Raw genomic sequence first — 25,638 nt, 5'->3', positions numbered from 1 at the left:
TTTTCTTAACTTTTAATAAATAAGTTATATATTCAATCATATCACTAGTTTTATTAATTGTCAAACAATTTAGAAAATTTTTTCTATTGTATTTTTATCCACAAAGATTAAGAAATAACCTAGATGATATCTAGGTTATTTTTTTTGATTGAAGAACATTTTAGTTTTCTTTAAAAGCTTTAACCAACTTGTCAAACTCTTCGTTGCTTAAAGTAACTCCTTTTCCCATCTTGGTGTGATCTGGACTCCAGGTTCTGATATCCCATTTAGGTTCTGCACCATTAAAGGAGACACGATTTAATTCCTTTGTCCAACCCTTCTCACTTTCAGAAAGGGTTAATAAATGTTCTTCTATTGTAAATGTGAATTCAGCCATTTTTATCCTCCTAATAGTTGATTCGAAAATCTTTTGAAAAAATTGCTATTTCTTTAAAAATTTTATGATTTAAGGTAAAATACTATAAAACTATTTTAACAAGAAAAAAGGAATTTAGCTATGAAATCATTTATGACTATTCTCAAAGACCACCTTATCGATTTTATAGAAAGTAAACCTAGAGAAAAACATGGTAAGATTTCATTAAACCATAACCAACTTATTACGAAGATTAAAAAGGCAGTAAGTGAACAAGTACCAGTCCATCTTATCGCCAATCAAAAAAGCTATACTGGTCTTATTGTTAAATATGATAAAAATGAAGGACAAATTATTTTCAATAACAGTCAAAACAAATTGACTTCGATAATCACTTTAAAAGACATTGAAAAAATTTCTCCCTTACCTCATACAAAATAAAAACGATGGTAGAAAGAGCAAGAAAATCTCTTCTATCATCATTTTTTTATTATGCTCTTACGGTTTGGCTACTTCCATCTTTTTTATAGAGGTTTACTAATCCTTCTTTACAGGCTCTGATCATGTCACCTGGCTTCACAACTTGCGGTAAACTAATGGTTAAGAGAGCCATTGGATTTGGTGCACGGTCAATTTTATTGCCATCTTCATCATGAAGATCTGTCACGATTGTTTCGAAATGACGGAATCCTGGTCCGTAAAATTCAATCCGATCCCCTTCATGGATAACATTGCGTTGGCGGATAGTTGCGGTCATGGTGTCATCATCAAATGCGACAACTTCGCCAACAAATTTATATTGTGGTATTTTACGGCGGGCACCGAAGAGTTGCTCGTTCTCAGTTGGCGTTCCGTAGTAAAAGCCTGTCGCTAATTCTCTCTGTGCAACCTTCCAAAGCTCGTCAATAAGTTCCTCTTTGATGGCATGAAATTTTTCTGGACTTTCCATGTAGGCATCAACGGCAGCTTTGTAACAGTTAGTCACGGTTGACACGTAATGAATTGATTTCATTCGACCTTCAATTTTCAAGCTGTCAACGCCGTTTTCAATTAAATCAGGTATATGGTCAATCATACACATATCCACTGAAGACATGGAATACTCCTCTGGTATTTCACCCTTCAAAGAACGACGTTCAGAACCAAATGGCATGTCATATAAATCGTATTTCCAACGATAAGACTGAGAGCAGCCTCCTCGGTTAGCATCGCGATGACTCATATGGTTTGAAAGAACACAACGACCAGAATATGAGATACACATAGCTCCGTGAACAAAGGCTTCAATTTCTACATCAGTCCGTTTACGGATTTCAGCTAGCTCAGCCATATTAACTTCCCGGGCTAAAACAACACGGGTCAAGCCCATTTCTTTCCAAAATTCAAAGGTTTCATAGTTGGTTGATGAAGCTTGAGTGGAAAGGTGAATTTCTAAGCCAGGAGCTTCAGTTGAACAAATAACAATTAGGGCTGGATCTGAAACGATGACAGCATCTAAGCCCATATCACGTAATTGGCGGAACCATTCGCCAGCACCGATTTCGTTACCTTCATGGGTAACCATATTTGCAGCTACATAGACCTTAGCATCCCGAGCATGGGCGTAGTCTATTCCTTCTTGCAATTCTTCCATTGAAAAGTTTCCTGCCCGACTACGTAAACCGTAAGCCTGACCACCTACAAAAACGGCATCTGCACCATAATCGATAGCAACTTTTAATTTTTCTAGAGTTCCAGCAGGTGAGAGAACCTCTGGTCTTTTTTTCTTATTTGTCATTATTTTTTCTTTCTATTTTCAAGATAGGTAGATAAAAATCTATGTATAAAAATTTTTCCTCAAGCCTTGAAATAGCAAAACTCGCACTTAAGGAAAAGTTACTTATTTAACTGTTTTTGGGTCAAAATCATAGAAGCCAGTATCTAGACCTCGACCCTTTGGATGTAAATCTTTTACTTTTTGATCAAGCTCTTCTGCTTTCTCTAAACTCCATTGGCCATTTTCAATCAGATCTTTTGCTTGCAAGAACAAGCTACAAATCTCGACAAAGTTATCACCAGGACAATAGATACCGTCCAATTTCCAATGGCCCAATCGATGCTCATATAGCTGACCTAACTTGGACATCATATCAATATCATTGTTCATAAAGATATGCGTTCCGTGTTTGTCTTGATAGACAGAATAGTGACTATCATGGTCGCTTGGTTCAGCAAGAAATAGCCCCCGTTGTCTTGTGACCTGGTCATCAATATGAGTGAAATGATAGTAGTTTTCCAGCAAAGGACGTTTTGAATGATGAATAACTGATGCCCCATAAACTAATACTTCCGCAGGAAAATCTAGATTTTCCGCTAATTGGAAGAGCTCTTCAGAAGGGATTTCCCTTGCTAACACACTTTCAACTGCACCATGTTGTCCCCAAAAATTGACTTGTCGACTAGAAGTTACAAAAACTGAGGTATCATAGATTAACTTAAAGTTGTAGCCGTCTCTTTTATTGACATAAAAAAGACCAGCATCTCCGACAACCAAGTAATCCACTTGAATTTCTTTCATCAAATCCAAAAATGGCTTAACATTATCCATCATATCTTGGTGCATCAAGGCATTGCAAGCGACAGTAAGTTCTTTTCCAGCTTCATGCACTAGGCTGGCAATTTGCCGAATCTCATCTTCTGAAAAATTATAAGGCAAACGCAAGCCGTAATTTTCTTCACCAATGTAAATGCGATCAACTCCAATGGCTAAGAGTTGTTTTACTTGTTCAATACTTTCAGCAGTAGCTGTTACAATTATTTTTTCCATAGGATTCAATTATACCAAATTTATCTCAACCTGAAAGCACATTTCTTGTCAATTTCGCCATTTTGTGCTTAAATTTTCAAATATTTTAAATAGTAGTGACAAAAGTCATTTTTTATGGTAAAATGACTTAGTATCTCGTAAGAAAGGAGTGGACTATGCCTTCACCATTAAAGAAGCAAGAAGAATTTGATTATCTTTATCAAGAAGCTGACTTTGAACCAAAGTATCAAGATTTTCAAGAATTTAATACCCAAAGTTCAAAATTAGAAGAATTACTCTTCTTTGCACGTGTTGCTATTTTTTCCATGATTACTGTTTTAATCGCATTTGTCCTACTCGCTATGAATTTAGCTCCCCTATGGGCTTTCTTAATCTCTAGCTTTGTTAGCTACGGTGCAACTTCAAAATTAACAAAATCAATTCATTCATTCCTATCCTAAAGTTCTGACTCCAGTCAGAACTTTTTTCAATTGTAAAAACTTTTAAAAAAATGAACATAAAAACAGACTTTGTCAGTGACAAAGTCTGTTTTGGGATTAAAAGTTGCTTTCTGAATGTTCTTCTGAAAACTCTGGTGTTTGAGCAGCTTGTAAGCTATCTTCACCTAAATCACTACTTGTTTCAGGATCTAATTCAGTCATAACAGGAATTGTTTCTGCCATTTCTGAATTTTCTCCAGCTTCTTGAATAGCCTCGTAATCAATAATGACATCTTCTTCTGAAAGATTAACATCACTTGATTCAGTGTAATCATGTTCTGATTCTTCAGTAAATTGTTGACTTGTTTTTTGAACAAACTGACTTGTTTTTTCTTTAACAGTTTCAAAAACTTGCTCAGGAGTAATTTCTCCAGTTTCAAATTTTTGTTTATAAGTGTTAAAGGTATCTTTAGCTAAGTGGCTATACTCATTACTTTTTTCTTTAGCCATTTGGTGGTATTCTTCTGGATTTTCTTTATAAGCTTCATAAGCCTTTTCAGCACGTGCTTTTAATTCTTTTCCTTTTTCAGTACCTAAGAAATAAGCTGTTGCAAGTCCTGTAGCTGTTCCGACCACTAATGATTTTAAAAATTTACTCATGCTTTTTCTCCTTTTTTGTTAAAAAATTTATTGGCAACTTTTCCAACAAGTGCTGCTTTACTAATTGTTGAAGCTTGACTAGTTGCAGTACTTGCTTTATGACCTAAACTCCGAGCATGAACATTTAAGTCCGAAACGCTTTCAGATAGGTCTGCAATAGCAACAAATAATGGATCAATAGTGGATACTTTTCCATTAACATCTTCAACTAAAACATTGGCTTTTGCTAAAATTTCATTGGTTTGATAAAGTGTGACGTTTACATCACTTGTTAACATGCTAATTGTTTTTTTTGTTTCATCAATTGTTGCTGAAACTTTTTTCAATACTAAAATTAAGAAAACAACTAAAGCAACAAAAGCTAATGCAATAATAATAAGGGCAATTCCGACTAAATCCATATTCTTCTCCTCTTTCCCTATTTTTGATAGTAAGGGACTTCCTTCATTTGACGTCTAATAATAACAAAAATACTTCCAAAAATAATAAGGGCTAATGAAACAATTTGTGAAACTCTAAAGCCACAGAACATTAAACTATCCGTTCGCATTCCCTCAATAATAAATCTCCCAATACCATACCAAATTAAATAAAAGGCTAATGGTTCACCTTCCTTTAAAAAATGCTTCTTCCGTCTCACAATTGAAATTATTGTAAACCCGATTAAATTCCAAAGGGATTCATATAAAAAAGTTGGTGTTCGATAATGCCCATCAATAAACATTTGTTTTTGAATAAAGGCTGGTAAATAATCTAAATGACTTACAATTTTACCATAGGCTTCCTGGTTAATAAAATTCCCCCACCGTCCAATAGCTTGGGCAATCATCACACTTGGTGCCAAAATATCTAAAAAGGTAATCGGATTAATCACTTTATAATAAGAATAAATAAAGAGAACAATTGCACCGGTAATCAATCCCCCGTAAATGGCTATTCCACCATTCCATATAGCAAAAAGTTCATTTAAATGTTGTGAATAATAGGACCACTCAAAAATCACGTAATAAAGTCTGGCTCCGATAAGAGCTAGCGGAAAAGCGATTAAAATAAAATCAATAATATCATCACTTGTAAGATTTTTACGTGGTGCTTCTTTACTAGCAAGATAAACAGCTAAGAATAAGCCTAACATGATACAAATAGCATACCAATGAATGGCTAAGGGTCCAATTTTAAAGGCTATTGGATCGATCATCTAACTTCCTCATTCTTGCTAATCAATTGCGTCAAGCGGTCTTCAAAGGTTTTGGTTGCATCAAATCCCATTTGCTTAGCTCGATAATTCATGGCAGCAGATTCGATAACGACTGAAACGTTACGTCCTGTCTTGACTGGAATCCGAATTCTAGGGATTTTAACGCCAGAAAATTCGACTTCTTCATTACCATTCCCAAGTCTATCGAACACTTTTCCAGCTTCAAAATTTTCAAGATAGATAGCTAATTGAACTTGAGAAGAGTCTTTAACCGCACTAGCACCGTATAAAGACATGACATCAATAATACCAACACCACGGATTTCTAAAAGATGACGTAAAATTTCAGCTGGTTCACCCCATAAGGTTTCTTCATCTTTAGAATAAACATCAACTCGATCATCAGCAACTAACCGATGTCCACGTTTGACTAACTCCAATCCCGTTTCACTTTTACCGATACCTGAGTCACCTTGGATTAAGACACCCATTCCATAGATATCCATTAGGACACCATGTACACTTGTCCGTTCTGCTAATAGCGAATCCAAATAGTAAGAAATAGAACCTGAAAGTCGACTTGTTGAAACCTTGCTTCTTAAGAGAACAATACCTTCTTCTTCTGCTGCCTGAATCATTTCTTCAGGTATTGGTAAATCCCTTGAAATAATAACTGCCGGGGTATCATTTTTAAACATCTCTTTTAATACAGAATAACGGTTATGTGATGTCATCTTAGTTAGATAAGACCATTCTTTCATCCCAAAGAGTTGTATCCGCTCTGGTGAATAATAATCAAAATAGCCTGTCATCTCTAATCCTGGGCGAGAAATATCAGATGTTGTGATTTCCTTTTTCATGATCTCATCGGTACCATAGATGATTTCTAAACGCAGTCTATCAGCAAGTTTTTTTACTGTTACAGTCATATTTTCTCCTTTTTTTTATTATACCATAAATCAAAAACATAACTGAAACAGAGACTTAGAAATAGGGCTTTTAGTGAATTTTTTTGACAGAAAAAGTCTTTATTTTGGGAAATAAAGACTTTACTTAAGCTATTGACTTTTGGTAAATGCTTCCTGTTATGGCATCTACCTCAAAGAGCTTTATTTACCAAGACCAACCATCATCTTCATCGTTGGCTGGATCTGCATTTTTTCTTTTGCGTGGTCCATAATTAGTTCCTTTACCAATCAAATCTTCTTTATATGGTAAGAAAATGGCTAGCATTATGTAAATAACAAGTCCAAAGCCAGAGAAATACATCAATAAAGCAGCTAGGACTCGTGCGACTGGTAAATCCCATCCGTATTTATCGGCCAAACCAGCTACAACACCTGCAACTAATCGATTCTTCCTTTGTTTATAAAATTTACTTTCCATGATAAAACTCCTTTTATCTTCATTAATATTATTTTATACCTTTAGAGGTAAAAAAGAAATCAGTCTTTCGACTGATTTCTTTTAAATTATTAGCTTTTCAAAATTAGCTTTTTCTTACCCTAAGAATATTTATCGTCTAAGACTTGCTTATTTCAAGCAAACTTCCTCGGCAACGTCCACAAAAATATTTTTTTGTATTGATACGTCGTTTGCGCTGGTAGAGCATTTGACAATTCTGACAGCGATAATACTTGTATTGTCCTTCTTGCTGACTTTTGGGTGCAAACCTGAGCCCATCAACTTCCCTCAAAAGCTTTTTAAAATCTTGATCTTGGTGTCGGTAGCCTTTATTCTCAAAATAAAGATGATAATGGCAGAGCTCATGACGAACAATCTGACGAAAGACTTCCAGTCCAAATTCCTGGTAAAGTTTTGGGTTAAAGTCTAAGTGCCCATCTTTGGGAAAAAATCGCCCCCCTGTTGATTTCAACCTTTTATTCCAGCTAGCCCAATGTCGAAACTCTTTTCCGAAGTCTTCCACCGAGACTTCTCTGACATAATCAGTGAGATTCATTTGGCGCAAGTAGGGAGAGGTTGACTTTGTGTCTGTTTAAGTCAATTTTAGAAACCCAGACAGTGACTAAATCGCCAACTGAAAGGACTTGACTAGGGTGGTTGACAAAAGTTTTACTCATTTCAGAAATGTGAATTAAACCATCCTCATGGACACCAATATCGACAAAGGCCCCAAAATCAACGACATTTCGAACAGTCCCTTCCAATTTTTGTCCAATGACTAAATCTTTAAGATCAAGGACATCTTGGCGAAGTACCGGAGTTTGAAAATCATCACGTAAGTCGCGACCTGGTTTTAAGAGATCTGCAATGATGTCTTTTAAGGTTTCAAAACCAATTTCTAATTCAGCAGCCATTGCTTTTTTATCCACAAACTTTAATTTAGCTTTTGCTGCTTCATCAAGCTCTGTTATGACTAATTTTTTAAAGAGTTCTTTAACAGCCGGGTAGGACTCAGGATGAACACCGGTATTATCAAGGATGTTTTCAGCATTTGGAATTCTTAAGAATCCTGCTGCTTGTTCAAAGGCTTTAGCACCTAAACGTGGAACCTTTTTAATTTCAGCACGAGATTTTATGCGACCATTTTCTTCTCTGTACTTAACAATATTTTCGGAAATAGTTTTATTTAGTCCAGAAACATGCGATAAGAGAATCGGACTGGCTGTATTTAAATTAACTCCAACTTGGTTCACCACTGTATCAACAACGAAGTCTAGATTATCAGATAATTTCTTCTGACTAACATCATGTTGGTATTGACCGACACCGATGGATTTGGGATCGATCTTAACTAATTCTGCCAATGGATCTTGAAGTCTTCTGGCGATGGAAATAGCTGAGCGTTTTTCGACAGTTAAATCTGGGAACTCATGTCTGGCCAATTCTGAGGCAGAATAAACAGAGGCTCCGCTTTCATTTACGATGACATAAGAACAGTCAGGGAAATCTTTCAATACATCTGCTACAAAGGCTTCGCTCTCACGACTAGCTGTTCCGTTACCGATTGCAATAATTTCAATCTTAAAGTCATTAATAATAGCTGCTAAATCTTTTTTAGCTTGAGCAATCTTAGCCTGACTTGCTGGGGCAACGGGATAAATCACTTGCGTGGTCATCAATTTTCCTGTTTGATCAACTACCGCTAGTTTAGCTCCTGTTCGAAAGGCTGGGTCAAATCCTAATACCATTTTCCCTTTAAGTGGTGAAACCAATAGAAGGTTACGTAAATTTTCCGAGAAAAGACCAATAGCACCATCTTCTGCCGCTTCCGTAAGTTCAGTTCGAATACGTCTTTCCATTGCTGGTACTATTTTTTTCTTGATACATTGTTGAATAACATCATCAATGTATGGATTCCTTTCTTTGAAGCGAACGCTATAAAAGCGTGTCATCTTATCAAAATGATGATTGAAAGCAACTTTTAAAACGCCTAATTTTTCACCACGATTGAGTGCTAAGGTTCTGTAACCTTGCATTTTTGAAACTTTATCAGCGAAATCATAGTAGATTTGGAAGATCTGCTTTTCATCTAAACTTTGATCTTTAAGTTCTGAAGTTATCTCAGAATAAGACCAGATTTCATTATAAGTCCAAGAGCGTAATTTAGCATCCTCTGACATGGCTTCGACCAGTATGTCAACCGCACCCGCCAAAGCTGCTTCAGGCGTTGGAAAACCTTCAGAAATGAAGTTCCCAGCTTCATCTTGGAGATTATGAGCATTTTGTAAGATCAATCTAGCAAGTGGAAAGAGACCAGCTTCTCTAGCAATTGTCGCTTTTGTCCGTCTCTTTTCTTTATAAGGTAGATAAAGCTCTTCAACATCAGCTAATTTTTCAGCTGCTAAAATACTAGCTTTAAGGGATTCGCTTAATTTCCCTTGTTCCTGAATTTTAGCCAAGACAGTTTCTTTACGATCTGCCAAGTTACTTAATGCTTTTTCCTGATCGATAATAGCCTTAATGGTGACTTCATCAAGATTCCCAGTAACTTCTTTACGGTAACGGGCAATAAAGGGAATAGTATTTCCTTCAGCTGTTAGTGCTAAAACATCTTCAATTTGCTTTTGTGAAATTTTTAAATCACTAGCAATACGTTCAATAATATTATTTTCCATAGTATGACTATTATATCATAAATCCTTACTCCCACTTGGCAGATGGTGATTTATAAAAAAAATCACGCTACGAATAGCGTGATTGATTTTTAATTTAATTCTACTAATTCACCTGTTTGCAAGTATACAAGACGTTCACAAATATTTGAAATATAATCTGCAAAGCGTTCAACGTGACCTATCATGTATAGATATTGGGCACCGTTACGAATCGATGTTTCTTGTTCCTTCATAACAGTTAATATTTCTTTTGAGATTGAATAATACAACTCATCAATTGCCTCGTCTTGATTTGCGATTGTGATTGCCTTATCAGCATTATGACGAGGGAAAGCAGCTAATAAATCGGCCATCATTTTAAGGGCTTTTTGACCAGCTTCATGGATACGTTCTTCAATAGCTTCAAGCGTATCAACTTCTTTCAAGTGAAGAATCGCTTTGGCAATACCTGCCATATGGTCACCCATACGTTCTAAGTCAGAACAAGCAGACATGATGGTAAGAACAAAACGTAAGTCTGTTACTTGTGGTTGCTGCAAGGCCAAAAGACGAGCACAGGCTAATTCTATCTCCAACTGAGATTGGTTGATTAACTTGTCTTCTTTAATGATTAATTCCGCCATTGCAACATCTTTAGCAGCTAATGCTAGTAATGCTTTTGATGCTGACTCTAAAACGGCGTTGCCCATTTCCAAAAAACGTTGTTCAAGCTCTTGTAATTCTAATTCAAATTGGTCTCTCATGACTTATCCTTTCTCTATCCAAAGCGTCCAGAGATATAATCTTCTGTCCGTTTATCTTGTGGGTTAGTGAAAATATCAACCGTATCACCAAATTCACAAATTTCTCCTGTTAAGAAAAATGCTGTTTTATCCGAAATCCGTGAAGCTTGTTGCATGTTGTGTGTAACAATGATAATGGTATAGTCATTTTTCAAATTTTGAACCAAATCTTCAATTTTCAAAGTTGAGATTGGGTCTAAGGCAGAAGTAGGCTCATCCATAAGTAGGACGTCCGGTTCAACCGCTAATGCTCTAGCAATACAGATACGCTGTTGTTGTCCACCAGATAAAGACATAGCACTTTTTTTCAGGTCGTCCTTAACTTCGTCCCAAATGGCAGCACCTTTGAGAGATTTTTCAACTAAAGCATCAAGTGTTGCTTTGTCTTTAATACCATGTGTTCTTGGCCCATAGGCAACATTATCATATATTGACATTGCAAAAGGATTAGGTTGTTGGAAAACCATACCAACACGTTTACGAAGGGTATTAAGATTCATGTTTTTATCATAAATATTTTTACCATCTAGTTCAATTTCACCTTCAATACGACATCCGGCTACCAGATCGTTCATCCGGTTTAAGGTTTTTAAGAAGGTCGATTTTCCACATCCTGAAGGACCAATTAAGGCAGTGATTTCACCTTGCGGTAATTCAATTGAAACGTTTTTAAGGGCTTTAAAATCCCCATAGTATAAATCTAAATTTTTTACGGAAAAAGTTCCCATTCTTAGGATGCTCCTTTCACAAGACGGCGAGATAATAAACTAGAAATTGCATTAATAATTAAGACAGTAATGATTAGGATAACCCCTGTCGCGTAAGCTTCTTTAACGTGGAGACCTTCACTTGATAACATATACATGTGAAGTGCTAAAGAACGACCTGATGCCATTAGCTTGTCGGTGTATTGGTAGAAGTCCCTAAAGTATACATCAAAGCTGCTGTTTCACCAACTATACGACCAATCGCTAAGATAACCCCTGATAAAATTCCAGGCATGGCCACGGGTAGGACAATTTTGAATACTGTTCTTAATTTTCCTGCACCAAGTCCATAACTGGCTTGACGCATGCTATCATTTACAGAAAGTAAGGCTTCTTCTGTTGCTCGAATAATAACAGGTAATACCATGATAACCGATGTTAAAATACCGGATAGTAATGAATACTGGAAACCTAGAAAGACTACAAAGAAGAGCATCCCAAACAAACCAAAAACGATTGACGGAATTCCGGAAAGGGTATCAGCTGCGATACGAATAATTTTAACCCAAACCGAACCTTTTTTCGCGTATTCAACCAAGTAGAAACCTGCGAAAACACCGATAGGCAAGGCTAATAAGAGGGAACCAAAGACCAAAATAACTGTTGATACGATGGCTGGCATCAAGGAAACATTATCTGAAGTATAGGTCCACTCAAATAATTTAGGTGTAATACTTGGAAGACCATTTACAAGTATGAATCCTATGATTAAGAAAAGGGATCCGAATGTAAGAATGGTAAAAAGATAAACCAAGCTTTTTAAAATATATTTACTCATGAGCTGATTTTCCTTTCACGTAAGCAAAGCAAGCATTGATTAATAGAATGAAAACAAACAATACTGCTGATGTTGCAATCAAAGCTTCCCTATGTTGTCCTGAGGCATAGGCCATCTCAAGGACAATATTAGTCGTCATTGTACGAGTACCTTCAAATATACCAGCTGGGATAATCGGTTGATTTCCTGCTACTAAAATCACGGCCATGGTCTCACCAATTGCACGACCAATTCCTAGAATGATTGCTGAGAAGATACCTGATTTAGCTGCAGGTAAAATAACCTTAAAAATGGTTCTTTCATGTGTTGCACCCAAAGCTAAACTACCTGAATAATAAGTGGCAGGTACTGTTCTAATCGCAGACTCAGACAAAGAAATAATAGTTGGTAAAATCATAATTCCCAAAAGAATTGAAGCAGTCAAAACACTCATCCCATTCCCTGCAAAGGTTCTGATCCAAGGTACAAGTAATTGTAAACCAAAGAAACCATAAACGATTGATGGAATAGCTGCCATTAAGTTTACTGCAGATTTTAGGAAGGTATAGAGCTGTTTTGGACAGTAGTAAACCATAAAAACAGATGTAAAGATACCTGTAGGTACTCCAAGAATAATTGCTCCAATAGTAATTAAAAATGATCCTAAAATCATTGGCAAAATGCCAAAACTTGCTGGTGAATTAGATGGTGACCAGTCCTTTCCTAACAAGAAATTGCCGACCCCATATTTGGCTATAAATGGTAAACCATTCATGAAAATAAAAATACAAATGAGCAAGATTGCAATAATAGCAGTTGCTGCACTTAGAAAGAATATGATTCTAAATAGTTCTTCTCTAAAAGCTTGTTTTTTCACATGCTTTCCTTTCTAAACAATGAAAGTAAGGGAGACCTAAGTCTCCCTTACAAATTAATCGACTTATTTTACTTTATCCCAGCTAGTTACTTTACCAGTGAAGATATCTGTGATTGCGCTCATGCTGATTTCTTCTGCTTTGTTGTCTTTATGAACAACTACTGCGATTCCGTCAAGAGCGATTGCATCATGTTTAAGTCCTTTTCCTTCTTCAGGAGTTAACTCACGAGATACCATACCGATGTCAGCAGTTTTTTCTTGTGCTGCTGTGATACCTGCAGATGAACCATTTGATGTGATGTCGATTGTTACATCTGGATTTTCTTTTTTGTAAGCTTCAGCAAGTTTTTCCATAAGTGGAGAAACTGATGTTGAACCAACTACTGAAAGTTTACCAGACATTTTTTGTGAAGTGTATTCTTTAGTTTCTGTTTTAGCTTCAACGAATTTGTTGTCAGTTACAACTGCTTGACCTTGTTTAGAATGGATGTATGCGATAAAGTCTTTTCCAAGTTCTGAAAGTTCTTCATTGAAGACAATGTTGAACGGACGTTGTAATGGGTACTCACCATCTAATACTGTTTTAGATGAAGCTTCAACACCATCAACTTTAAGTGCTTTAACGTTGTCGTTAAGTGAACCAAGTGAGATATATCCTACAGCGTTTTCGTTACCAGATACTGCTGAGATAACTCCTTCTGTACTGTTTTGAACAACTGCTGATTTAGATGTGTTATCAACTTCTTTGTCACCATCTTTTTTCAAGATTCCAGTGATTTCAGTAAATGCTCCACGAGTACCTGATCCGTCTTCACGTGTGATTACTTCAATTTTACCACCACTTTTAGATGCATCTGAACCAGAATCTGCATTGTTATTTCCACATGCTGCAAGACCAAATCCTGATAAACCAAGAACTGCTAACGTAAGCATTTTTTTCATTTTCATAATATTCACCTTTTTTTATTTTTTGATAAATTCTGTTGTAGTTTTCCTACACTTTATAGTCTACCAACTCTTTGTAAAGATTTATGAGTGATTATTGTAAAGATTTTGTAAATCTTGAACTTTTATCAAAAAAAGAAAGAATTAGTCTATTGACTAATTCTTATTTTCTCGATTTTCTGTCATTTCTCTAATGAGATAGCTTGGCAAAGTCAGTGTAAATTGACTTCCTTTTCCAAGTCGACTTTGGACGGTAACTTCGCCACCTAATATTTGACTTAATTCTTTTACAATAGACAAACCAAGACCAGTTCCACCACTCTGACGACTCCTACCCTTATTTACCCGATAGAAGCGTTCAAATATTCGATCTAATTCGATTTGGCTAATTCCAATCCCTGTGTCTTTTACCGATATTCCTAAGTGGTGGCCATCAAAATGACTTGATATAGTAATTGTTCCACCCTCATCAGTATAGCGAATGGCATTTGACATCAAATTGAGTAATATTTGTGACAAGAGGTACTTATCTGACTCGATTGTTAAATCTTGGTCCAAGGCAAAATCCAATTGTAAATGTTTTTGACCCAACTGGTGTTTCATACTATTGCCAATATATCGAAGGAATTCGTTTACTGAGAAATGCGTTTTCTGCAACTGTGTCTTTTTAACCCTTGAAAGAGTTAACATGTGTTCCACAATGTGTTCTAAGCGTAAACTTTCATTATAAATGATATCTAAAAACTCTGCTTTTAATTCTTTTTCATCTTCCGGCATATTTTTTATGGTTTCAGCGAAACCTTTAATGGAGGTAACCGGAGTCCGTAACTCATGTGAGGCATTCGAAACAAAATCCATATTCAATTTTTCATAAGCTCTGATGGTTGTTAAATCATAAAGCAAAACAAGTACTTGTTCAACTTCTCCTGCTTGATTAGAAATGGGAATAGCCGTCACTTCAAGAATTAAGTCACCATCGTGGAATCCTTTTAATTCTTTTTTTACTGTAAGTCGCGTATCAAAGGCTTGGGAAACCGCTGCCTTGATATCTGTTCTTCCAATATCCTCAATTCGCTCAAAAAACTGACCAGCTTCCGGAAAATAGTTTGGTAGGGATTTACTATAGATTACAATTTCTTTTTCTTTATTGACAAGCAACATCCCCATCGTTAAATGTGAAATAAGAGCTTCCAAGTTACCGGAAAGTCTGGCGTGTTCTTCGTGACAAGATTCCAGTTTATTTTGCATTGCTTCAAATTGCGTAAAAGTAACCTTCAAGTCTTCCTGACTTTTTGGAAAAAAACTATCTGGATTGACAAATTTGCCAGTGCCTAAGACTTGAAATTGTTTTTCCCACTCTAATAATCTCTGTAGAGGTAGGTAGGACAATAAGATGAAAAATGTGGTTATTAACAAGAAAAGCATGTGCCATTTCGGATTTAAGAGAGATAAAACAAGTGCCAAAATAGCAATAGCTAGAAAGATGAGTAAAAGTCTAAGATTCTTTTTCATCCTTTATCTCCTTAAATTTATAGCCATAGCCACGAATCGTTTTGATGAATTTTGGATTTTTAGGATCATCCTCAATTTTTTCCCTTAACTTTCCAATATGAACATCAACTAATCGGGTTTCTTGTCCGAAATCATAACCCCAAATACGTTCTAGTAATCTTTCTCTTGTCAAAGTCATATTAGGATGTTTAACTAAATATAACAAGAGTTCAAATTCTTTTGGCGTTAAATTGAGCAACTCTTGATTTTTATAAATCTCATGTCGCTCTGGATAAATGAGAAGATTGTTGACCTTCCAGTATTCTTCGGGTAAGCCAATACTATCGTCAGTCTGCTGGTCTTCTTTTTCTGTTCTTCTTAAAATTGCCTTGAGACGAGCAATTAGTTCACGAGGACTAAATGGTTTGGTCATATAGTCATCAGCCCCTAGTTCAAGTGCTAAAACTTTATCGAACTCTTCTCCCTTAGCTGATACCATCATAATTGGGGTCTTAATGCCTTTTGCTCTAATCCGTTTACAAACTTCAATACCATCTAATTGTGGGAGCATAATATCGAGAAGAATAAAGTCAAAATGCTCTGATTCAGCTAATTTTAATGCTGATCTACCATCACCAACGAGCTCAGTCGCATAACCCTCTTTTTCCAAATGATAGTCCAATAAACGCAAAATATGTTCTTCATCATCAACTAATAAAATCTGTTTTTTCATTTTCTACTATCTACTCCTATAATTGTCATTATATCATAATTCTAAGAAAAATCTTTTTTAAGTCGCTAAATGAAAAATGTAAGTGCTATCAGCTTTTTTAGCCAACTTTTCCTACAGAAAAACCAAAGATTTTTCACTATTTTTAGAATTATTAAAGATGCCAATTATCGACTTTTTATATATTAAGCCTGACAAAAAAATCAGAGCCTAGGAATATGACCCAGACTCTTCAAGCTTGTAAATAAAAACATTTTTCCAAGTTAGATGGTTAATTCAAGAATGTTACCTTCTAGATCATGAATAACGGCTTCATAGTAGCCGTCACCTGTTGTTCTTGGACCGTTTTGAATAGGAAAACCTTGACTTTGCATGTAATAAGCAAACTCATCAACGGCATCTTTTGATCCCAATGAAAAAGCTAAATGAGCAAAACCAAGACTGTCTGGATGACTTTCCGCTATGTCTTCGCGGTGCATCAATTCTAAACGAGCACCTGATTCAAATGTTAGAAAATAGGAATAAAAACCCGTCTTGGTATTATGGTAAAGTTCTGTTGACCTGGCTTCAAAATACTTACAATAAAAGTCTTTCATAGCCTCAATATCTTTAGTCCAAAGTCCAATGTGTTCTACTTTTACTTTCATAAAATTACCTCGTCATTTTTTCTTAATTATAGTATACTCTTTTACATTTTTTCTGACTTGTAGAAAGAAAGGAATTTCCTATACTATCCTCTGCTTTTCTTCATCAATTTAAAAAGTCAACTTGAATTTTTCTTTTCATTTCTTTCAATTAGATAGTATAATAGGAATATCTTGAATGAAAGTTGGTATTCCAAATGGCTATTACCCATAAAAAAAATGATGATCTTGAAAAAATGATGGCAGGCTTTGCTTCAATTCCAAATTTTGATAAACCAATCAATGTGGATGCTGAAGGCAAACTGATTGATGAACTTGCTGACAAGGAAAAAAAGAATGATTAAGTCTTTACAGCTTGATTCTTATCTTTTTATAGGAGGTCTCCTATGCTAAACCTCTTTTCTAATTTGCCACCAAGTGTCCTCCAATGGTTTGCTATTTTTCTTTCCATCATTATTGAAGCGTTACCCTTCGTCTTGTTGGGCACCATCTTATCTGGCTGCATTGAAGTCTTTGTCACGCCCGATTTAGTGCAAAAATACTTACCTAAGTCCAAATTTCCCCGTGTCCTTTTTGGTACTTTTATCGGATTTGTTTTTCCTTCATGTGAGTGTGGTATCATTCCCATTATCAATCGATTCTTACAGAAGAAAGTTCCAAGTTATACCGCCGTCCCCTTTTTAGCGACAGCTCCGATTATTAATCCAATCGTTCTCTTTGCGACCTATTCGGCTTTTGGGAATTCCCTGCGGTTTTTGATATTGCGACTTCTAGGAGCTATTATCGTAGCCATTACAATCGGCTCTATGCTAGCTTTCGTGCTTGACGAGGATATCTTAAAAGAAGGCGACAACCACATTCACTTCCATAATTACGCGGGAGAATCGTGGCCTAGTAGAATTTATTTAGCGCTGGTTCATGCCATCGATGAATTCTTTGATACTGGCCGCTATTTAGTTTTCGGAACCATGATTGCTTCTGCCATGCAGATTTATGTGCCAACGCGAATTTTAACAACAATTGGGCACAACCCCTTAACGGCAATTTTAGTTATGATGCTTTTGGCCTTTATCTTATCCCTCTGTTCAGAAGCTGATGCCTTTATTGGTGCTTCACTCTTATCAACTTTTGGTATTGCGCCTGTACTGGCCTTTTTATTAATTGGACCCATGGTTGATATTAAAAATCTGATGATGATGACCAAAGCTTTTAAAGGCAAATTTATCATTCAGTTTATTAGCCTTTCTGTTATGGTTATCGTCTTATATTGTTTAGGAGTGGGGGTGATTGGATGATTCGCTTTCTTATCTTAGCAGCCTATTTTGAATTGACCATGTACCTAGAATTATCTGGTAAGTTGGATCAATACATCAACACGCGCTACTCTTATTTAGCTTATATTTCAATGATTCTCTCTTTCTTATTAGCCCTTATCCAGCTATATACCTGGATGAAAAATATCAAGACAGAGAGTCATCTTAAGGGAAAATTGGCTATTATTACCAGTCCAATAATACTAATAATCCCAGTCTTTATTGGATTGTTTATCCCAACAGTTAGCTTAGATTCAACGACAGTATCTGCCAAAGGGTACACCTTCCCATTGGCAGCTGGTTCAACTCGATCAGGGACAAGTGATGATGGAACAACTGTCCAATATCTGAAACCTGACACGAGTCTTTACTTTACAAAGTCTGCCTATCAAAGAGAGATGCGTAAGGAATTGAAAAAGTACCAAGGAAATCAACCCGTCACCATTACAACTGACAATTACATGGAGGTTATGGAGTTAATCTATCTTTATCCTGATGAATTCACCAATCGTGATATTGAATACACTGGATTTGTTTACAACGAACCGGGACATGAACACTATCAATTCCTATTCCGTTTCGGTATTATCCACTGTATTGCTGACTCGGGAGTCTATGGTTTGTTAACAACGGGAAATAAAACTTCTTATCCAAACAATACTTGGCTAACAATCAAAGGTCGAATACAATCCGAATATAGTAAGGAACTTGATCAAACCCTACCTGTTCTTCATATTGAACAGGTTCAGGAAACCAATAAGCCAAATAATCCTTATGTTTATCGTATCTTTTAAAATATGAAGTGGAAAGCTTCTCAATTTTATCCACATGTTGGTGAGCTTTCCCTTCTTTTATCTTGTCCAAAAATCGAACTAGAATATAAAATTCTCAAGGAGGAATAATGCACACAAAAATTGAAAAAGTAAGTAAAGAAACCTTAATGGCTATTATCGCCATTGCTATGATTGGTTTTTCAGGTATCCTGTCTGAAACCAGTATGAATGTGACCTTTCCAAAAATGATGTCCGTTTATCATCAACCCCTAAGTCATTTGCAGTGGATCACCACAATCTATTTATTAGCTGTTGCTATCATGACCACCGCCTCAGCAGCATTAAAAAAGAATTTTGGCGAACGTCAAATCTTTTTCACCGCTTCAAGTCTCATGATCTTTGGAACCTTACTAGCAGCCTTAACAACTTCTTTTTGGGTAATGCTTCTCTCTCGGGTCATACAAGGTGTTGCTACTGGGATTATTATGCCCCAAATGTTTAACATCATTTTAGAACGGGTTCCTGAGAAAAAAATCGGGACTTACATGGGCTTGGGTGGACTTATTATCAGTCTTGCGCCAGCCTTTGGTCCAACATATGGTGGTTTTATGATTAGTCACTTTGCTTGGCAGTGGATTTTTATCTGCATCTTACCTTTTCCGATTATCGCAAGTCTTATTGCTTACCCTTATTTGGTTGATTCTCCTAAAGGTCAAAAAGTTTCTTTTGATTTCATTGGTTTTACTGCTCTCTCTATTAGTTTGACAATGGCCTTATTAATGATTTCAAGCCTAGAAAAAGCTGGACTTAATGTTTGGTATCTCCTGATTTTCTTAGTAACTTTTGCTCTCTTTCTTTATCAAAGTTTACATCGCAAGGAACCCTTTCTTGATATCCGTATTTTAAAAATTCCATCTGTGAGTTTTGGATTGATTCCTTTCTTCACATTCCAGATGATTAATTTGGGCATTAATTTTATTACCCCCAACTTTATCGTCTTGGAAAAAATTGCGAGTAGTTCTACTGCTGGTATGACACTCTTACCAGGAACATTACTGGGGGCCTTTCTAGCTCCACTTTTAGGGAAATTCTACGACGAAAAAGGGCCAAAATTATCATTGTACATTGGTAACAGCCTCTTCTTCCTCTCATTAGTTCTAATTACTATCATGATTCCGAATTTTTCGATTCTTCCATTTACAATCCTCTATATTGTCTTCACTATTGGACGCAATATGACCTTTAATAATACCTTAACTACTGCTATTGGTAATCTTCCTATTTCAAAAAACGCTGATGCGACAGCTATCTTTCAAATGATGCAACAGTTCGCCGGTGCCCTTGGGACAGCCCTTGCTGCAATTATGGCCAACCAAGCTTCTACTTTTTCTAAAGGGGTGGGTTCTGTTTACTTCTTATTCGCTATTTTCGCATTCCTAAATTATCTGCTCTACATTGGAATGTTTTCATCCTTGAAAAAAGGAAAATAAGATAACACAAAAAATCCTTAAGATGACTTAAGGATTTTTTTGAGATTCAAAAGTTAGTAAAGTATTTGGAATTTCATCTTCTATTGCTGCAAAAATCTTATTTGCCACTTCTATTGTGCTGACTGGCGCCAAGTGCTTCAGTTTAGATCTAATAAATGGTAGCCCGAGTATGCATCTTAAAACCCAAGCTTGGAAAATAGTTTTAGGTCGTTCTTCTGCAAACAGGAGTCCTGGCCTGACAATCAGATAATTTATTTCACTCAATTTTACAAGCTCCTCTGCTCGCCTTTTACTTCTAACATAGGCTGGATAACCGCCACTGGCAGAAATATAGACAAAATGTTTAATGTGACTCTCTTGACAGATTTTAATGGCTGACTTGGTTGCTCGGACATTTAGCTTATCTAATTGACTTGGCTTAATGGCACCCACAAAATCAATCATTAAATCAAATCCATAAGATGATAAATCTAAGTGATTATCTTTTAATAAATCAGCTTCAAAAAAGGTGACCTGTTGACTAGCAAATACTAACCCTTTTGCCTGATGTCTGGCAAGATAGGTCACTTGATGTCCCTTTTCCAGAGCTGTCGCAATCAGCTGACGCCCTAAAAAGCCTGATCCACCAGCAATCAATAGTTTCATTTCCGTCCACCTTCTTTTTTCTCTCAGTATATAGAGAATTCATTTGTCTGTCAAAACAGACTAATCAATCAATTAAAATGCCTAACCAACTTCTTTTTTGTTACAATATAAAATATGATTCCTAAAAAAATAAAAATTCCTAAAAATTTAAGTCATAGACACAAGACAAGACTAAAGTGGATCCTCTTCCTTATTGCAGTACTACTAGTTTTTATCTTTTCATCTATGCTTATCAGTATTAAATCCTATGATAACCCAGAAACAGCCATAATCAAATCAGAAAACAGCAAAGCCTATTCTTCCAACCTCCTCCTCTTTCCAAAAGTCCTAACTAAAAATAAAGAGGTCATAGTGACTAGCTATCACTTGGGCTGGTATCGGGGACAAAAAGTTCTCTTTGCCAAAATTAAGGAGCAAAATCATAGTTACCTTATTGATAGTTCTTCACTGAGTATTAATCAGAGCAACCCAATCAATGCATATATCCAATCTTTAGGCTACCCCAAAGGGAAAATTGAAACTGCTTATGTCAAAACCTTTAATCAGATTCCCTACCTCGATTTTCCTTCCAAACCTAAAGGGATAATCATCCATGATACTGGAACTGAAAGCACTACTATCGATGATGAAGTCACTTATATGACCAAAAATTACCCCAAAGATGGTGTCTTTGTCCATACCTTTATTGATAGCCAGGAAATCCGAAAAATAGCCAAAGATAACTTTATGGCTCAAGGTGCTGGGCCAAAGGCCAATCCCCATTACATCCAATTTGAAATGCCACATGAGTATAGCCCTGATAGCTTTGCCTTGCAATTAGCTAACGCTGCCTATTACAGTGCTCAAATGTTAAAAAAATACCAATTACCCCTAGAATTAGGTCAAAAAAATGGCCAAGGCTCCCTATGGAGTCATGAAATGGTCTCCCTTTACCTAGGAGGAACCGACCATGTCGATCCTAGCGACTACTGGAACCGTTCTGCTTATTCCTATTTCAATTCCAGCTACACCATGGCTGATTTTCTACAATTGGTTCAAGCCTATTACAATCAATTAGATTAATATGACATCAAAAAAGAAAGTTTTTTCTCAAAAGCCAAATTTAGCAGTTGCTAAGAGTGGTCAGAGAAGAAAACTTTCTTTTTTATAGACGCGTTTTTAATTTTTCAACAAAGAGGTAGGCTGCCGGACAGGTCAAGGTATTTTTAATAGTCAAATGGTTAATTTGATAGATTTTCTTCCGGTCCGTATGCGGGAATTCTCTACAAGCTTTGGGTCGAACATCATAAATACTGCAAAGATTGTCATCCCCTAAAAATGGACAGGGCATACTCTTAAAAATCTTATCATTATCTTCGTCTACTTGTAAATAGAGGTCCTCGAAAGCTGCTAACTTCATTCGAAAATGCTTAGAAATCCGTTCAATATCAGCTTCCGTAAAAAGTGGACCCAGAGTCTTACAACAATTAGCACAGGCCGTACAATCAATTTCTTGAAAAACTTCCCTATGAATTTCTTGGACAAGCTTGTCTAAATTTTTTGGCGGTTTCTTTTTTAATTGAGCTAAAAATTTTCGGTGTTCAGCTTGTTTTTGCTGAGCTAAGTCTTTGTAATGCTCAATATCAACACTTACAGTTTTTGCCATGATTTTCTTTCTAAATGGGTTAAATTAAATCACCAAGAAGACTCTTCATAAAGTCTTCTGAATCAAATTCACCTATATCATCAATTTTTTCACCAAAACCAATAAACTTAACCGGGATATCTAATTCTTGACGAATAGCTAGAACAACACCACCTTTGGCACTTCCATCTATCTTCGTTAAAATAAGTCCTGTTAGCGGCATGATTTTCGAAAATTCTTTAGCTTGGCTCAAAGCATTTTGTCCTGTTGACGCATCTAATGCTAAGAGGGTTTCATGTGGTGCATCTGGAATAACTCTCTTAATAATACGCCCCATTTTTTCAAGCTCAGCCATTAGATTTTCCTTGTTTTGCAAGCGACCAGCTGTATCAATCAATAAAATATCAATACCTTCAGCTACAGCTCTTTCTACTCCATCAAAAACAACTGAAGCTGGATCTGCTTTTTCAGGACCGGTAACAACAGGAACACCGACGCGACGACCCCATTCAACCAACTGAGCCACAGCTCCTGCCCGGAATGTATCCGCCGCAACCAACATCACCTTCTTACCTTCAGCTTTATAACGATAGGCTAATTTCCCAATAGAAGTTGTCTTTCCGACCCCGTTAACACCAACAAAAAGCATAACAGTTAAATCGTCTTGGTAATTAATTTTTTCATTATAGACGCCATCTTTTTCATAAATGTCGACTAGCTTTTCAATAATAACCCTTCTCAAGGCCTCTGGCTTTTTCGCATTCTCTAATTTAGCTTCTTGGCGGAGCTCATCAGTTAACTTCGTTGCAACAGTCACACCAACGTCTGACAGAATCAGCATCTCTTCTAATTCTTCAAAAAATTCTTCATCGACACTACGGAAGTTGGCAAAAAAGGCATTTAAGCGACTAGCAAATCCTGTTCTGGTTTTTTTCAAGGAGCGATCGTATTTCTCCTGATCACTTTCTGACTCCTGTACTCCGTTTGCCAAGTCCACAGTCTGTTGGTTTGTTCCAACTTCAGCATCTGAGTCTGAACTTTCTTGTTTGGAAAAAGTCCCTTGTCGTAATTGTTCTTCAAAAGCAGCTTTTCGTTGATAATACTCATCCATAACGGAGTATGAGCTAGTTTTAACCTCATCATTTTCATTTTGATTACTGTCACCCTGATTGATTTCAGCCAATTCAGCTTCCTCATTGCCGGAATAGATAGGTTCAATTTGCATGGGTTCTGAAATAACCTGTTCTGAATCTTCTTCTGTATTAACATATTCTGAAACTTCTTGTTTTAAATCAACAGGCTCTGAAGCTTCTTGTCCAATGACTACTTTTTCTGAATCAGAATTGATTATAGTCTCATCAAGACTGACGGTTTCAAGAGGAGTCAATTGCGACCTTTCAAGGTCGTCAAGAGAATTTTGTTCTTGAGTCTCTGTTAAACTTTCTTGAGCCAAGTCAGAGAGACTCTCATTTTCAGTTTGCTCGATATTAGAACTGAACAAGTCATCTTCTGACACTTGAGTATCTTCATTATTTTCAAGACTTTCAAGGTCTTGCGGAGGATCTTCTTCAATCTCAGTCAATTCAGGTAAATCAAGTTCCTCTTTTTTGTCTTCTTTTTTGGAACCAAATAATCTATCAAATAATCCCATTAGTTTACCTCATCTAATATGTATTTTTGAACGGCTTCAGCCACTCCGGATTGGTCATTACTTAGGCTAGTGACAACATCTGCGATTTGTTTCGCTTCATCGACTGCGTTAGCCATTGCTACCCCTAAGCCAGCCCAAGCCAACATGGTAAAATCGTTTGCTTCATCACCCATTGCCATCACATCTTTAGCTTCAAAACCGAGATGTTTACCCAATAACTGTAAACCAAATGCTTTATGAACGCCTTTAGGCATAACTTCAAAGATGATATCTCGTGATTTAAAATATTCAAAAGCTTCAAAAGTATTTTCTGGTAATTTAGCCAGTTGCTGATCAATAAAGTCAGCATCTGTAACGGTTACAATTTTATTATAAATAATATCTTTTGATAAGTCTTCTAATGACCCTAATTCAACAAAATTTAAAAGGGGATTTGCTTGTTGATATTGACTTTTACGACCATCTGGACTGGGGATACTAAATACTGTTCCCTCTGATAAAATATCTGTAGGCAAACCAATTGTTTTAAGTTGGTCATGCACATAGGCAACTTCTTCAAAAGTTAAAGAGCTTTTATCAAGAACTTGTCCCGTATTTTTTTGGACTAAACCACCATTGAAGGTAATGCTATAATCATCTTCATGAATTAAGTCTAATTCTTCAAGTAAATTACCGATTGCTGCTAGAGGACGGCCAGTTGTAATGACAACTTTAACCCCTTTTTCTTTTGCAGCTTGAAGGGCAGCTTTATTGGCATCACTGACAATTTTTTCAGTGTTAAAGAGTGTACCATCTAAATCCAAAGCTAAAATTTTATATGTCATTTCTAAACCAACCCTTCCATATAGGTCATGACTGATTGCTCATTACAGTCGCCTATCACTTCATCAGCAATTGCTATTATTTCTGGACGAGCGTTTGCTGTTGCTACTGCATGACCCACATATTCCAACATCTGATAATCGTTTAAATTATCACCGAAAGCAATAACCTGGTCAGGGGTGATATCAAGTGCCTGACAGAGGTGATCAATACCAAATCCTTTATTGACCTCTGATAAAATAATATCGATGGACTCAAAACCTGTTGTAACAGCTGAAACATAAGGAATTTGCTGATCTAACCAGTCACTTCCTTCAAGTACGGTATCACTGGTAAAAGTGGTTGTAATTTTAAAGATTGAGTCATCATCCATCTGATCAAAATCATTTATTACCGAGATATTTTCATAATAGAGGTGCATACGGTCAATGTAATCTTGGCTAGCACCTTGTAAAATGTAGGCCCCTTTCTGACCAGAAAATAGCATTCCTGTTTCAACATAGAAAGGATTCTTCAAAATAGCTTGGGCAATTTCAATATACTGCTCCTTAGTCATAAAATCAGCAAAAATCACGCGATTTTGGTACTGAACAATTGAGCCATTTTCAGCAATAACAGCAATATCATCTAAGAAATCTTCAAATAAATGATCTATAGCTAATAAAGAACGACCACTAGAAACAGCAAAAACCATTCCCTTTTCCTTTAATTTGGGTAAGAGTGCAGCTAATCGCTCTTTATCATAGCTGCGCTGATTATCTAAAAAAGTTCCATCCATATCACTGGCTAATAATTTAATCATTTATCATC

Annotated in this window: 29 protein-coding genes and 1 pseudogene; 7 read left to right on the top strand and 23 right to left on the bottom strand. The window is 36.3% G+C overall.

Going from position 1 to position 25,638, the window contains the following annotated elements; genetic code table 11:
- Positions 1-160: 160 nt before the first annotated feature.
- A complete protein-coding gene (locus tag AT575_RS01900) occupies positions 161-376 on the bottom strand; it encodes a YdbC family protein (protein ID WP_102776914.1) in 216 nt (71 codons plus the stop codon).
- 120 nt (positions 377-496) lie between these two features.
- Here AT575_RS01900 and AT575_RS01895 point away from each other — a divergent pair, with 120 nt between their 5' ends.
- The gene (locus AT575_RS01895; protein ID WP_102776913.1) at positions 497-796 is read left to right on the top strand and encodes a hypothetical protein; all 300 of its coding nucleotides are present in this window, start codon (positions 497-499) and stop codon (positions 794-796) included.
- A 49-nt stretch (positions 797-845) separates the two neighbouring features.
- Here AT575_RS01895 and AT575_RS01890 read toward each other — a convergent pair whose 3' ends face one another.
- Both AT575_RS01890 and AT575_RS01885 read right to left on the bottom strand, forming a co-directional pair.
- Entirely contained in the window at positions 846-2,132 is a 1,287-nt protein-coding gene (locus tag AT575_RS01890; protein ID WP_102776912.1) for a peptidase U32 family protein, read from the bottom strand.
- A gap of 102 nt (positions 2,133-2,234) precedes the next feature.
- On the bottom strand, positions 2,235-3,161 hold the full coding sequence (locus tag AT575_RS01885; protein ID WP_102776911.1) for a peptidase U32 family protein: 927 nt from the start codon (positions 3,159-3,161) through the stop codon (positions 2,235-2,237).
- 155 nt (positions 3,162-3,316) lie between these two features.
- Between AT575_RS01885 and AT575_RS01880 the strand changes: the two genes are divergently transcribed.
- On the top strand, positions 3,317-3,601 hold the full coding sequence (locus AT575_RS01880) for a DUF3270 domain-containing protein (protein ID WP_102776910.1): 285 nt from the start codon (positions 3,317-3,319) through the stop codon (positions 3,599-3,601).
- A 96-nt stretch (positions 3,602-3,697) separates the two neighbouring features.
- Here the strand turns inward: AT575_RS01880 and AT575_RS01875 are convergent, their stop codons facing one another.
- From AT575_RS01875 to AT575_RS01805, 15 genes and pseudogenes are all read right to left on the bottom strand, one after another.
- Positions 3,698-4,240, bottom strand: a complete 543-nt coding sequence (locus AT575_RS01875; protein ID WP_102776909.1) for a YtxH domain-containing protein — start codon at positions 4,238-4,240, stop codon at positions 3,698-3,700.
- Positions 4,237-4,641 carry a DUF948 domain-containing protein gene (locus tag AT575_RS01870; RefSeq protein ID WP_102776908.1) on the bottom strand — a complete coding sequence of 135 codons (405 nt, stop codon included), beginning with the start codon at positions 4,639-4,641 and terminating at the stop codon, positions 4,237-4,239. The genes AT575_RS01875 and AT575_RS01870 overlap by 4 nt, the downstream gene beginning before the upstream one ends.
- A gap of 17 nt (positions 4,642-4,658) precedes the next feature.
- Positions 4,659-5,438 (bottom strand): prolipoprotein diacylglyceryl transferase, encoded by a 780-nt coding sequence (gene lgt, locus AT575_RS01865; protein ID WP_102776907.1) that lies wholly within the window; start codon positions 5,436-5,438, stop codon positions 4,659-4,661.
- Positions 5,435-6,367, bottom strand: a complete 933-nt coding sequence (hprK, locus tag AT575_RS01860) for an HPr(Ser) kinase/phosphatase (RefSeq protein WP_102776906.1) — start codon at positions 6,365-6,367, stop codon at positions 5,435-5,437. Before hprK ends, lgt begins: the two co-directional genes overlap by 4 nt.
- Before the next feature lie 184 nt (positions 6,368-6,551).
- Positions 6,552-6,824, bottom strand: coding sequence for a PspC domain-containing protein (locus AT575_RS01855; protein ID WP_102776905.1), 273 nt, complete (start codon positions 6,822-6,824; stop codon positions 6,552-6,554).
- Between the two features lie 136 nt (positions 6,825-6,960).
- Positions 6,961-7,398, bottom strand: coding sequence for a SprT family protein (locus AT575_RS01850; RefSeq protein ID WP_102776904.1), 438 nt, complete (start codon positions 7,396-7,398; stop codon positions 6,961-6,963).
- The gene (locus tag AT575_RS01845; RefSeq protein WP_102776903.1) at positions 7,385-9,517 is read right to left on the bottom strand and encodes a Tex family protein; all 2,133 of its coding nucleotides are present in this window, start codon (positions 9,515-9,517) and stop codon (positions 7,385-7,387) included. The genes AT575_RS01850 and AT575_RS01845 overlap by 14 nt, the downstream gene beginning before the upstream one ends.
- An 89-nt stretch (positions 9,518-9,606) precedes the next feature.
- A complete protein-coding gene (gene phoU / locus AT575_RS01840; RefSeq protein WP_102776902.1) occupies positions 9,607-10,260 on the bottom strand; it encodes a phosphate signaling complex protein PhoU in 654 nt (217 codons plus the stop codon).
- A 14-nt stretch (positions 10,261-10,274) separates the two neighbouring features.
- Complete coding sequence (pstB, locus tag AT575_RS01835; RefSeq protein WP_071793449.1) at positions 10,275-11,027, bottom strand: phosphate ABC transporter ATP-binding protein PstB; 753 nt, start codon at positions 11,025-11,027, stop codon at positions 10,275-10,277.
- A gap of 2 nt (positions 11,028-11,029) precedes the next feature.
- A pseudogene (pstA, locus tag AT575_RS01830) lies at positions 11,030-11,844 on the bottom strand (phosphate ABC transporter permease PstA).
- Positions 11,837-12,700, bottom strand: a complete 864-nt coding sequence (pstC, locus tag AT575_RS01825) for a phosphate ABC transporter permease subunit PstC (protein ID WP_102776901.1) — start codon at positions 12,698-12,700, stop codon at positions 11,837-11,839. Before pstC ends, pstA begins: the two are co-directional and overlap by 8 nt.
- 63 nt (positions 12,701-12,763) lie before the next feature.
- Positions 12,764-13,648, bottom strand: a complete 885-nt coding sequence (locus AT575_RS01820) for a substrate-binding domain-containing protein (protein ID WP_102776900.1) — start codon at positions 13,646-13,648, stop codon at positions 12,764-12,766.
- A 153-nt stretch (positions 13,649-13,801) separates the two neighbouring features.
- Positions 13,802-15,157, bottom strand: a complete 1,356-nt coding sequence (gene pnpS / locus AT575_RS01815) for a two-component system histidine kinase PnpS (protein ID WP_102776899.1) — start codon at positions 15,155-15,157, stop codon at positions 13,802-13,804.
- Positions 15,141-15,869 (bottom strand): response regulator transcription factor, encoded by a 729-nt coding sequence (locus tag AT575_RS01810; protein ID WP_102776898.1) that lies wholly within the window; start codon positions 15,867-15,869, stop codon positions 15,141-15,143. The genes pnpS and AT575_RS01810 overlap by 17 nt, the downstream gene beginning before the upstream one ends.
- A gap of 260 nt (positions 15,870-16,129) precedes the next feature.
- Entirely contained in the window at positions 16,130-16,513 is a 384-nt protein-coding gene (locus AT575_RS01805) for a VOC family protein (RefSeq protein ID WP_102776897.1), read from the bottom strand.
- Between the two features lie 194 nt (positions 16,514-16,707).
- Here AT575_RS01805 and AT575_RS10585 point away from each other — a divergent pair, with 194 nt between their 5' ends.
- The 4 genes from AT575_RS10585 (at position 16,708) to AT575_RS01790 (ending at position 20,086) form a co-directional block, all read left to right on the top strand.
- Positions 16,708-16,854, top strand: coding sequence for an SPJ_0845 family protein (locus tag AT575_RS10585; protein ID WP_165778632.1), 147 nt, complete (start codon positions 16,708-16,710; stop codon positions 16,852-16,854).
- Positions 16,855-16,896: 42 nt separating this feature from the next.
- Positions 16,897-17,805, top strand: coding sequence for a permease (locus tag AT575_RS01800; protein WP_102776896.1), 909 nt, complete (start codon positions 16,897-16,899; stop codon positions 17,803-17,805).
- Positions 17,802-18,617, top strand: a complete 816-nt coding sequence (locus AT575_RS01795; RefSeq protein ID WP_102776895.1) for a TIGR03943 family putative permease subunit — start codon at positions 17,802-17,804, stop codon at positions 18,615-18,617. The genes AT575_RS01800 and AT575_RS01795 overlap by 4 nt, the downstream gene beginning before the upstream one ends.
- Positions 18,618-18,724: 107 nt before the next feature.
- Entirely contained in the window at positions 18,725-20,086 is a 1,362-nt protein-coding gene (locus AT575_RS01790) for an MFS transporter (protein WP_165778631.1), read from the top strand.
- Positions 20,087-20,113: 27 nt separating this feature from the next.
- Here the strand turns inward: AT575_RS01790 and AT575_RS01785 are convergent, their stop codons facing one another.
- A complete protein-coding gene (locus AT575_RS01785) occupies positions 20,114-20,731 on the bottom strand; it encodes an SDR family oxidoreductase (RefSeq protein WP_102776893.1) in 618 nt (205 codons plus the stop codon).
- A 351-nt stretch (positions 20,732-21,082) separates the two neighbouring features.
- Between AT575_RS01785 and AT575_RS01780 the strand changes: the two genes are divergently transcribed.
- The gene (locus AT575_RS01780) at positions 21,083-21,793 is read left to right on the top strand and encodes a peptidoglycan recognition protein family protein (RefSeq protein WP_165778630.1); all 711 of its coding nucleotides are present in this window, start codon (positions 21,083-21,085) and stop codon (positions 21,791-21,793) included.
- Positions 21,794-21,875: 82 nt separating this feature from the next.
- On the opposite strand, the gene AT575_RS01775 is transcribed toward AT575_RS01780, so the two are convergent.
- From AT575_RS01775 to AT575_RS01760, 4 genes are read right to left on the bottom strand one after another with little or no spacing between them, the layout of a single operon-like run.
- On the bottom strand, positions 21,876-22,376 hold the full coding sequence (locus AT575_RS01775) for a YkgJ family cysteine cluster protein (protein ID WP_102776891.1): 501 nt from the start codon (positions 22,374-22,376) through the stop codon (positions 21,876-21,878).
- 19 nt (positions 22,377-22,395) lie between these two features.
- Positions 22,396-24,006, bottom strand: coding sequence for a signal recognition particle-docking protein FtsY (gene ftsY / locus AT575_RS01770; protein WP_102776890.1), 1,611 nt, complete (start codon positions 24,004-24,006; stop codon positions 22,396-22,398).
- The gene (locus AT575_RS01765) at positions 24,006-24,830 is read right to left on the bottom strand and encodes a Cof-type HAD-IIB family hydrolase (protein ID WP_102776889.1); all 825 of its coding nucleotides are present in this window, start codon (positions 24,828-24,830) and stop codon (positions 24,006-24,008) included. Before AT575_RS01765 ends, ftsY begins: the two co-directional genes overlap by 1 nt.
- Positions 24,831-24,832: 2 nt before the next feature.
- Entirely contained in the window at positions 24,833-25,630 is a 798-nt protein-coding gene (locus tag AT575_RS01760) for an HAD family hydrolase (protein ID WP_102776888.1), read from the bottom strand.
- Positions 25,631-25,638 lie beyond the last annotated feature (8 nt).

The sequence above is a fragment of the Streptococcus penaeicida genome, from assembly GCF_002887775.1.
Lineage (GTDB): Bacteria > Bacillota > Bacilli > Lactobacillales > Streptococcaceae > Streptococcus > Streptococcus penaeicida.
This window is presented reverse-complemented; position numbering and strand designations above follow the sequence as displayed.

What these genes read in the sequence shown, in the direction of transcription:
- AT575_RS01895 (WP_102776913.1), top strand. Translation starts at nt 497, where the DNA reads ATGAAATCATTTATGACTATTCTCAAAGACCACCTTATCGATTTTATA.
- AT575_RS01775 (WP_102776891.1), bottom strand. Translation starts at nt 22,376, where the DNA reads ATGGCAAAAACTGTAAGTGTTGATATTGAGCATTACAAAGACTTAGCT.
- AT575_RS01805 (WP_102776897.1), bottom strand. Translation starts at nt 16,513, where the DNA reads ATGAAAGTAAAAGTAGAACACATTGGACTTTGGACTAAAGATATTGAG.
- AT575_RS01870 (WP_102776908.1), bottom strand. Translation starts at nt 4,641, where the DNA reads ATGGATTTAGTCGGAATTGCCCTTATTATTATTGCATTAGCTTTTGTT.
- AT575_RS01765 (WP_102776889.1), bottom strand. Translation starts at nt 24,830, where the DNA reads ATGACATATAAAATTTTAGCTTTGGATTTAGATGGTACACTCTTTAAC.
- AT575_RS01855 (WP_102776905.1), bottom strand. Translation starts at nt 6,824, where the DNA reads ATGGAAAGTAAATTTTATAAACAAAGGAAGAATCGATTAGTTGCAGGT.
- AT575_RS01850 (WP_102776904.1), bottom strand. Translation starts at nt 7,398, where the DNA reads ATGAATCTCACTGATTATGTCAGAGAAGTCTCGGTGGAAGACTTCGGA.
- AT575_RS01760 (WP_102776888.1), bottom strand. Translation starts at nt 25,630, where the DNA reads ATGATTAAATTATTAGCCAGTGATATGGATGGAACTTTTTTAGATAAT.
- AT575_RS01880 (WP_102776910.1), top strand. Translation starts at nt 3,317, where the DNA reads ATGCCTTCACCATTAAAGAAGCAAGAAGAATTTGATTATCTTTATCAA.
- AT575_RS01900 (WP_102776914.1), bottom strand. Translation starts at nt 376, where the DNA reads ATGGCTGAATTCACATTTACAATAGAAGAACATTTATTAACCCTTTCT.
- AT575_RS01845 (WP_102776903.1), bottom strand. Translation starts at nt 9,517, where the DNA reads ATGGAAAATAATATTATTGAACGTATTGCTAGTGATTTAAAAATTTCA.
- AT575_RS01800 (WP_102776896.1), top strand. Translation starts at nt 16,897, where the DNA reads ATGCTAAACCTCTTTTCTAATTTGCCACCAAGTGTCCTCCAATGGTTT.
- ftsY (WP_102776890.1), bottom strand. Translation starts at nt 24,006, where the DNA reads ATGGGATTATTTGATAGATTATTTGGTTCCAAAAAAGAAGACAAAAAA.
- hprK (WP_102776906.1), bottom strand. Translation starts at nt 6,367, where the DNA reads ATGACTGTAACAGTAAAAAAACTTGCTGATAGACTGCGTTTAGAAATC.
- AT575_RS01785 (WP_102776893.1), bottom strand. Translation starts at nt 20,731, where the DNA reads ATGAAACTATTGATTGCTGGTGGATCAGGCTTTTTAGGGCGTCAGCTG.
- lgt (WP_102776907.1), bottom strand. Translation starts at nt 5,438, where the DNA reads ATGATCGATCCAATAGCCTTTAAAATTGGACCCTTAGCCATTCATTGG.
- AT575_RS01885 (WP_102776911.1), bottom strand. Translation starts at nt 3,161, where the DNA reads ATGGAAAAAATAATTGTAACAGCTACTGCTGAAAGTATTGAACAAGTA.
- phoU (WP_102776902.1), bottom strand. Translation starts at nt 10,260, where the DNA reads ATGAGAGACCAATTTGAATTAGAATTACAAGAGCTTGAACAACGTTTT.
- AT575_RS01875 (WP_102776909.1), bottom strand. Translation starts at nt 4,240, where the DNA reads ATGAGTAAATTTTTAAAATCATTAGTGGTCGGAACAGCTACAGGACTT.
- AT575_RS01820 (WP_102776900.1), bottom strand. Translation starts at nt 13,648, where the DNA reads ATGAAAATGAAAAAAATGCTTACGTTAGCAGTTCTTGGTTTATCAGGA.
- AT575_RS01810 (WP_102776898.1), bottom strand. Translation starts at nt 15,869, where the DNA reads ATGAAAAAACAGATTTTATTAGTTGATGATGAAGAACATATTTTGCGT.
- AT575_RS01795 (WP_102776895.1), top strand. Translation starts at nt 17,802, where the DNA reads ATGATTCGCTTTCTTATCTTAGCAGCCTATTTTGAATTGACCATGTAC.
- pstB (WP_071793449.1), bottom strand. Translation starts at nt 11,027, where the DNA reads ATGGGAACTTTTTCCGTAAAAAATTTAGATTTATACTATGGGGATTTT.
- pnpS (WP_102776899.1), bottom strand. Translation starts at nt 15,157, where the DNA reads ATGAAAAAGAATCTTAGACTTTTACTCATCTTTCTAGCTATTGCTATT.
- AT575_RS01790 (WP_165778631.1), top strand. Translation starts at nt 18,725, where the DNA reads ATGCACACAAAAATTGAAAAAGTAAGTAAAGAAACCTTAATGGCTATT.
- AT575_RS10585 (WP_165778632.1), top strand. Translation starts at nt 16,708, where the DNA reads ATGGCTATTACCCATAAAAAAAATGATGATCTTGAAAAAATGATGGCA.
- AT575_RS01890 (WP_102776912.1), bottom strand. Translation starts at nt 2,132, where the DNA reads ATGACAAATAAGAAAAAAAGACCAGAGGTTCTCTCACCTGCTGGAACT.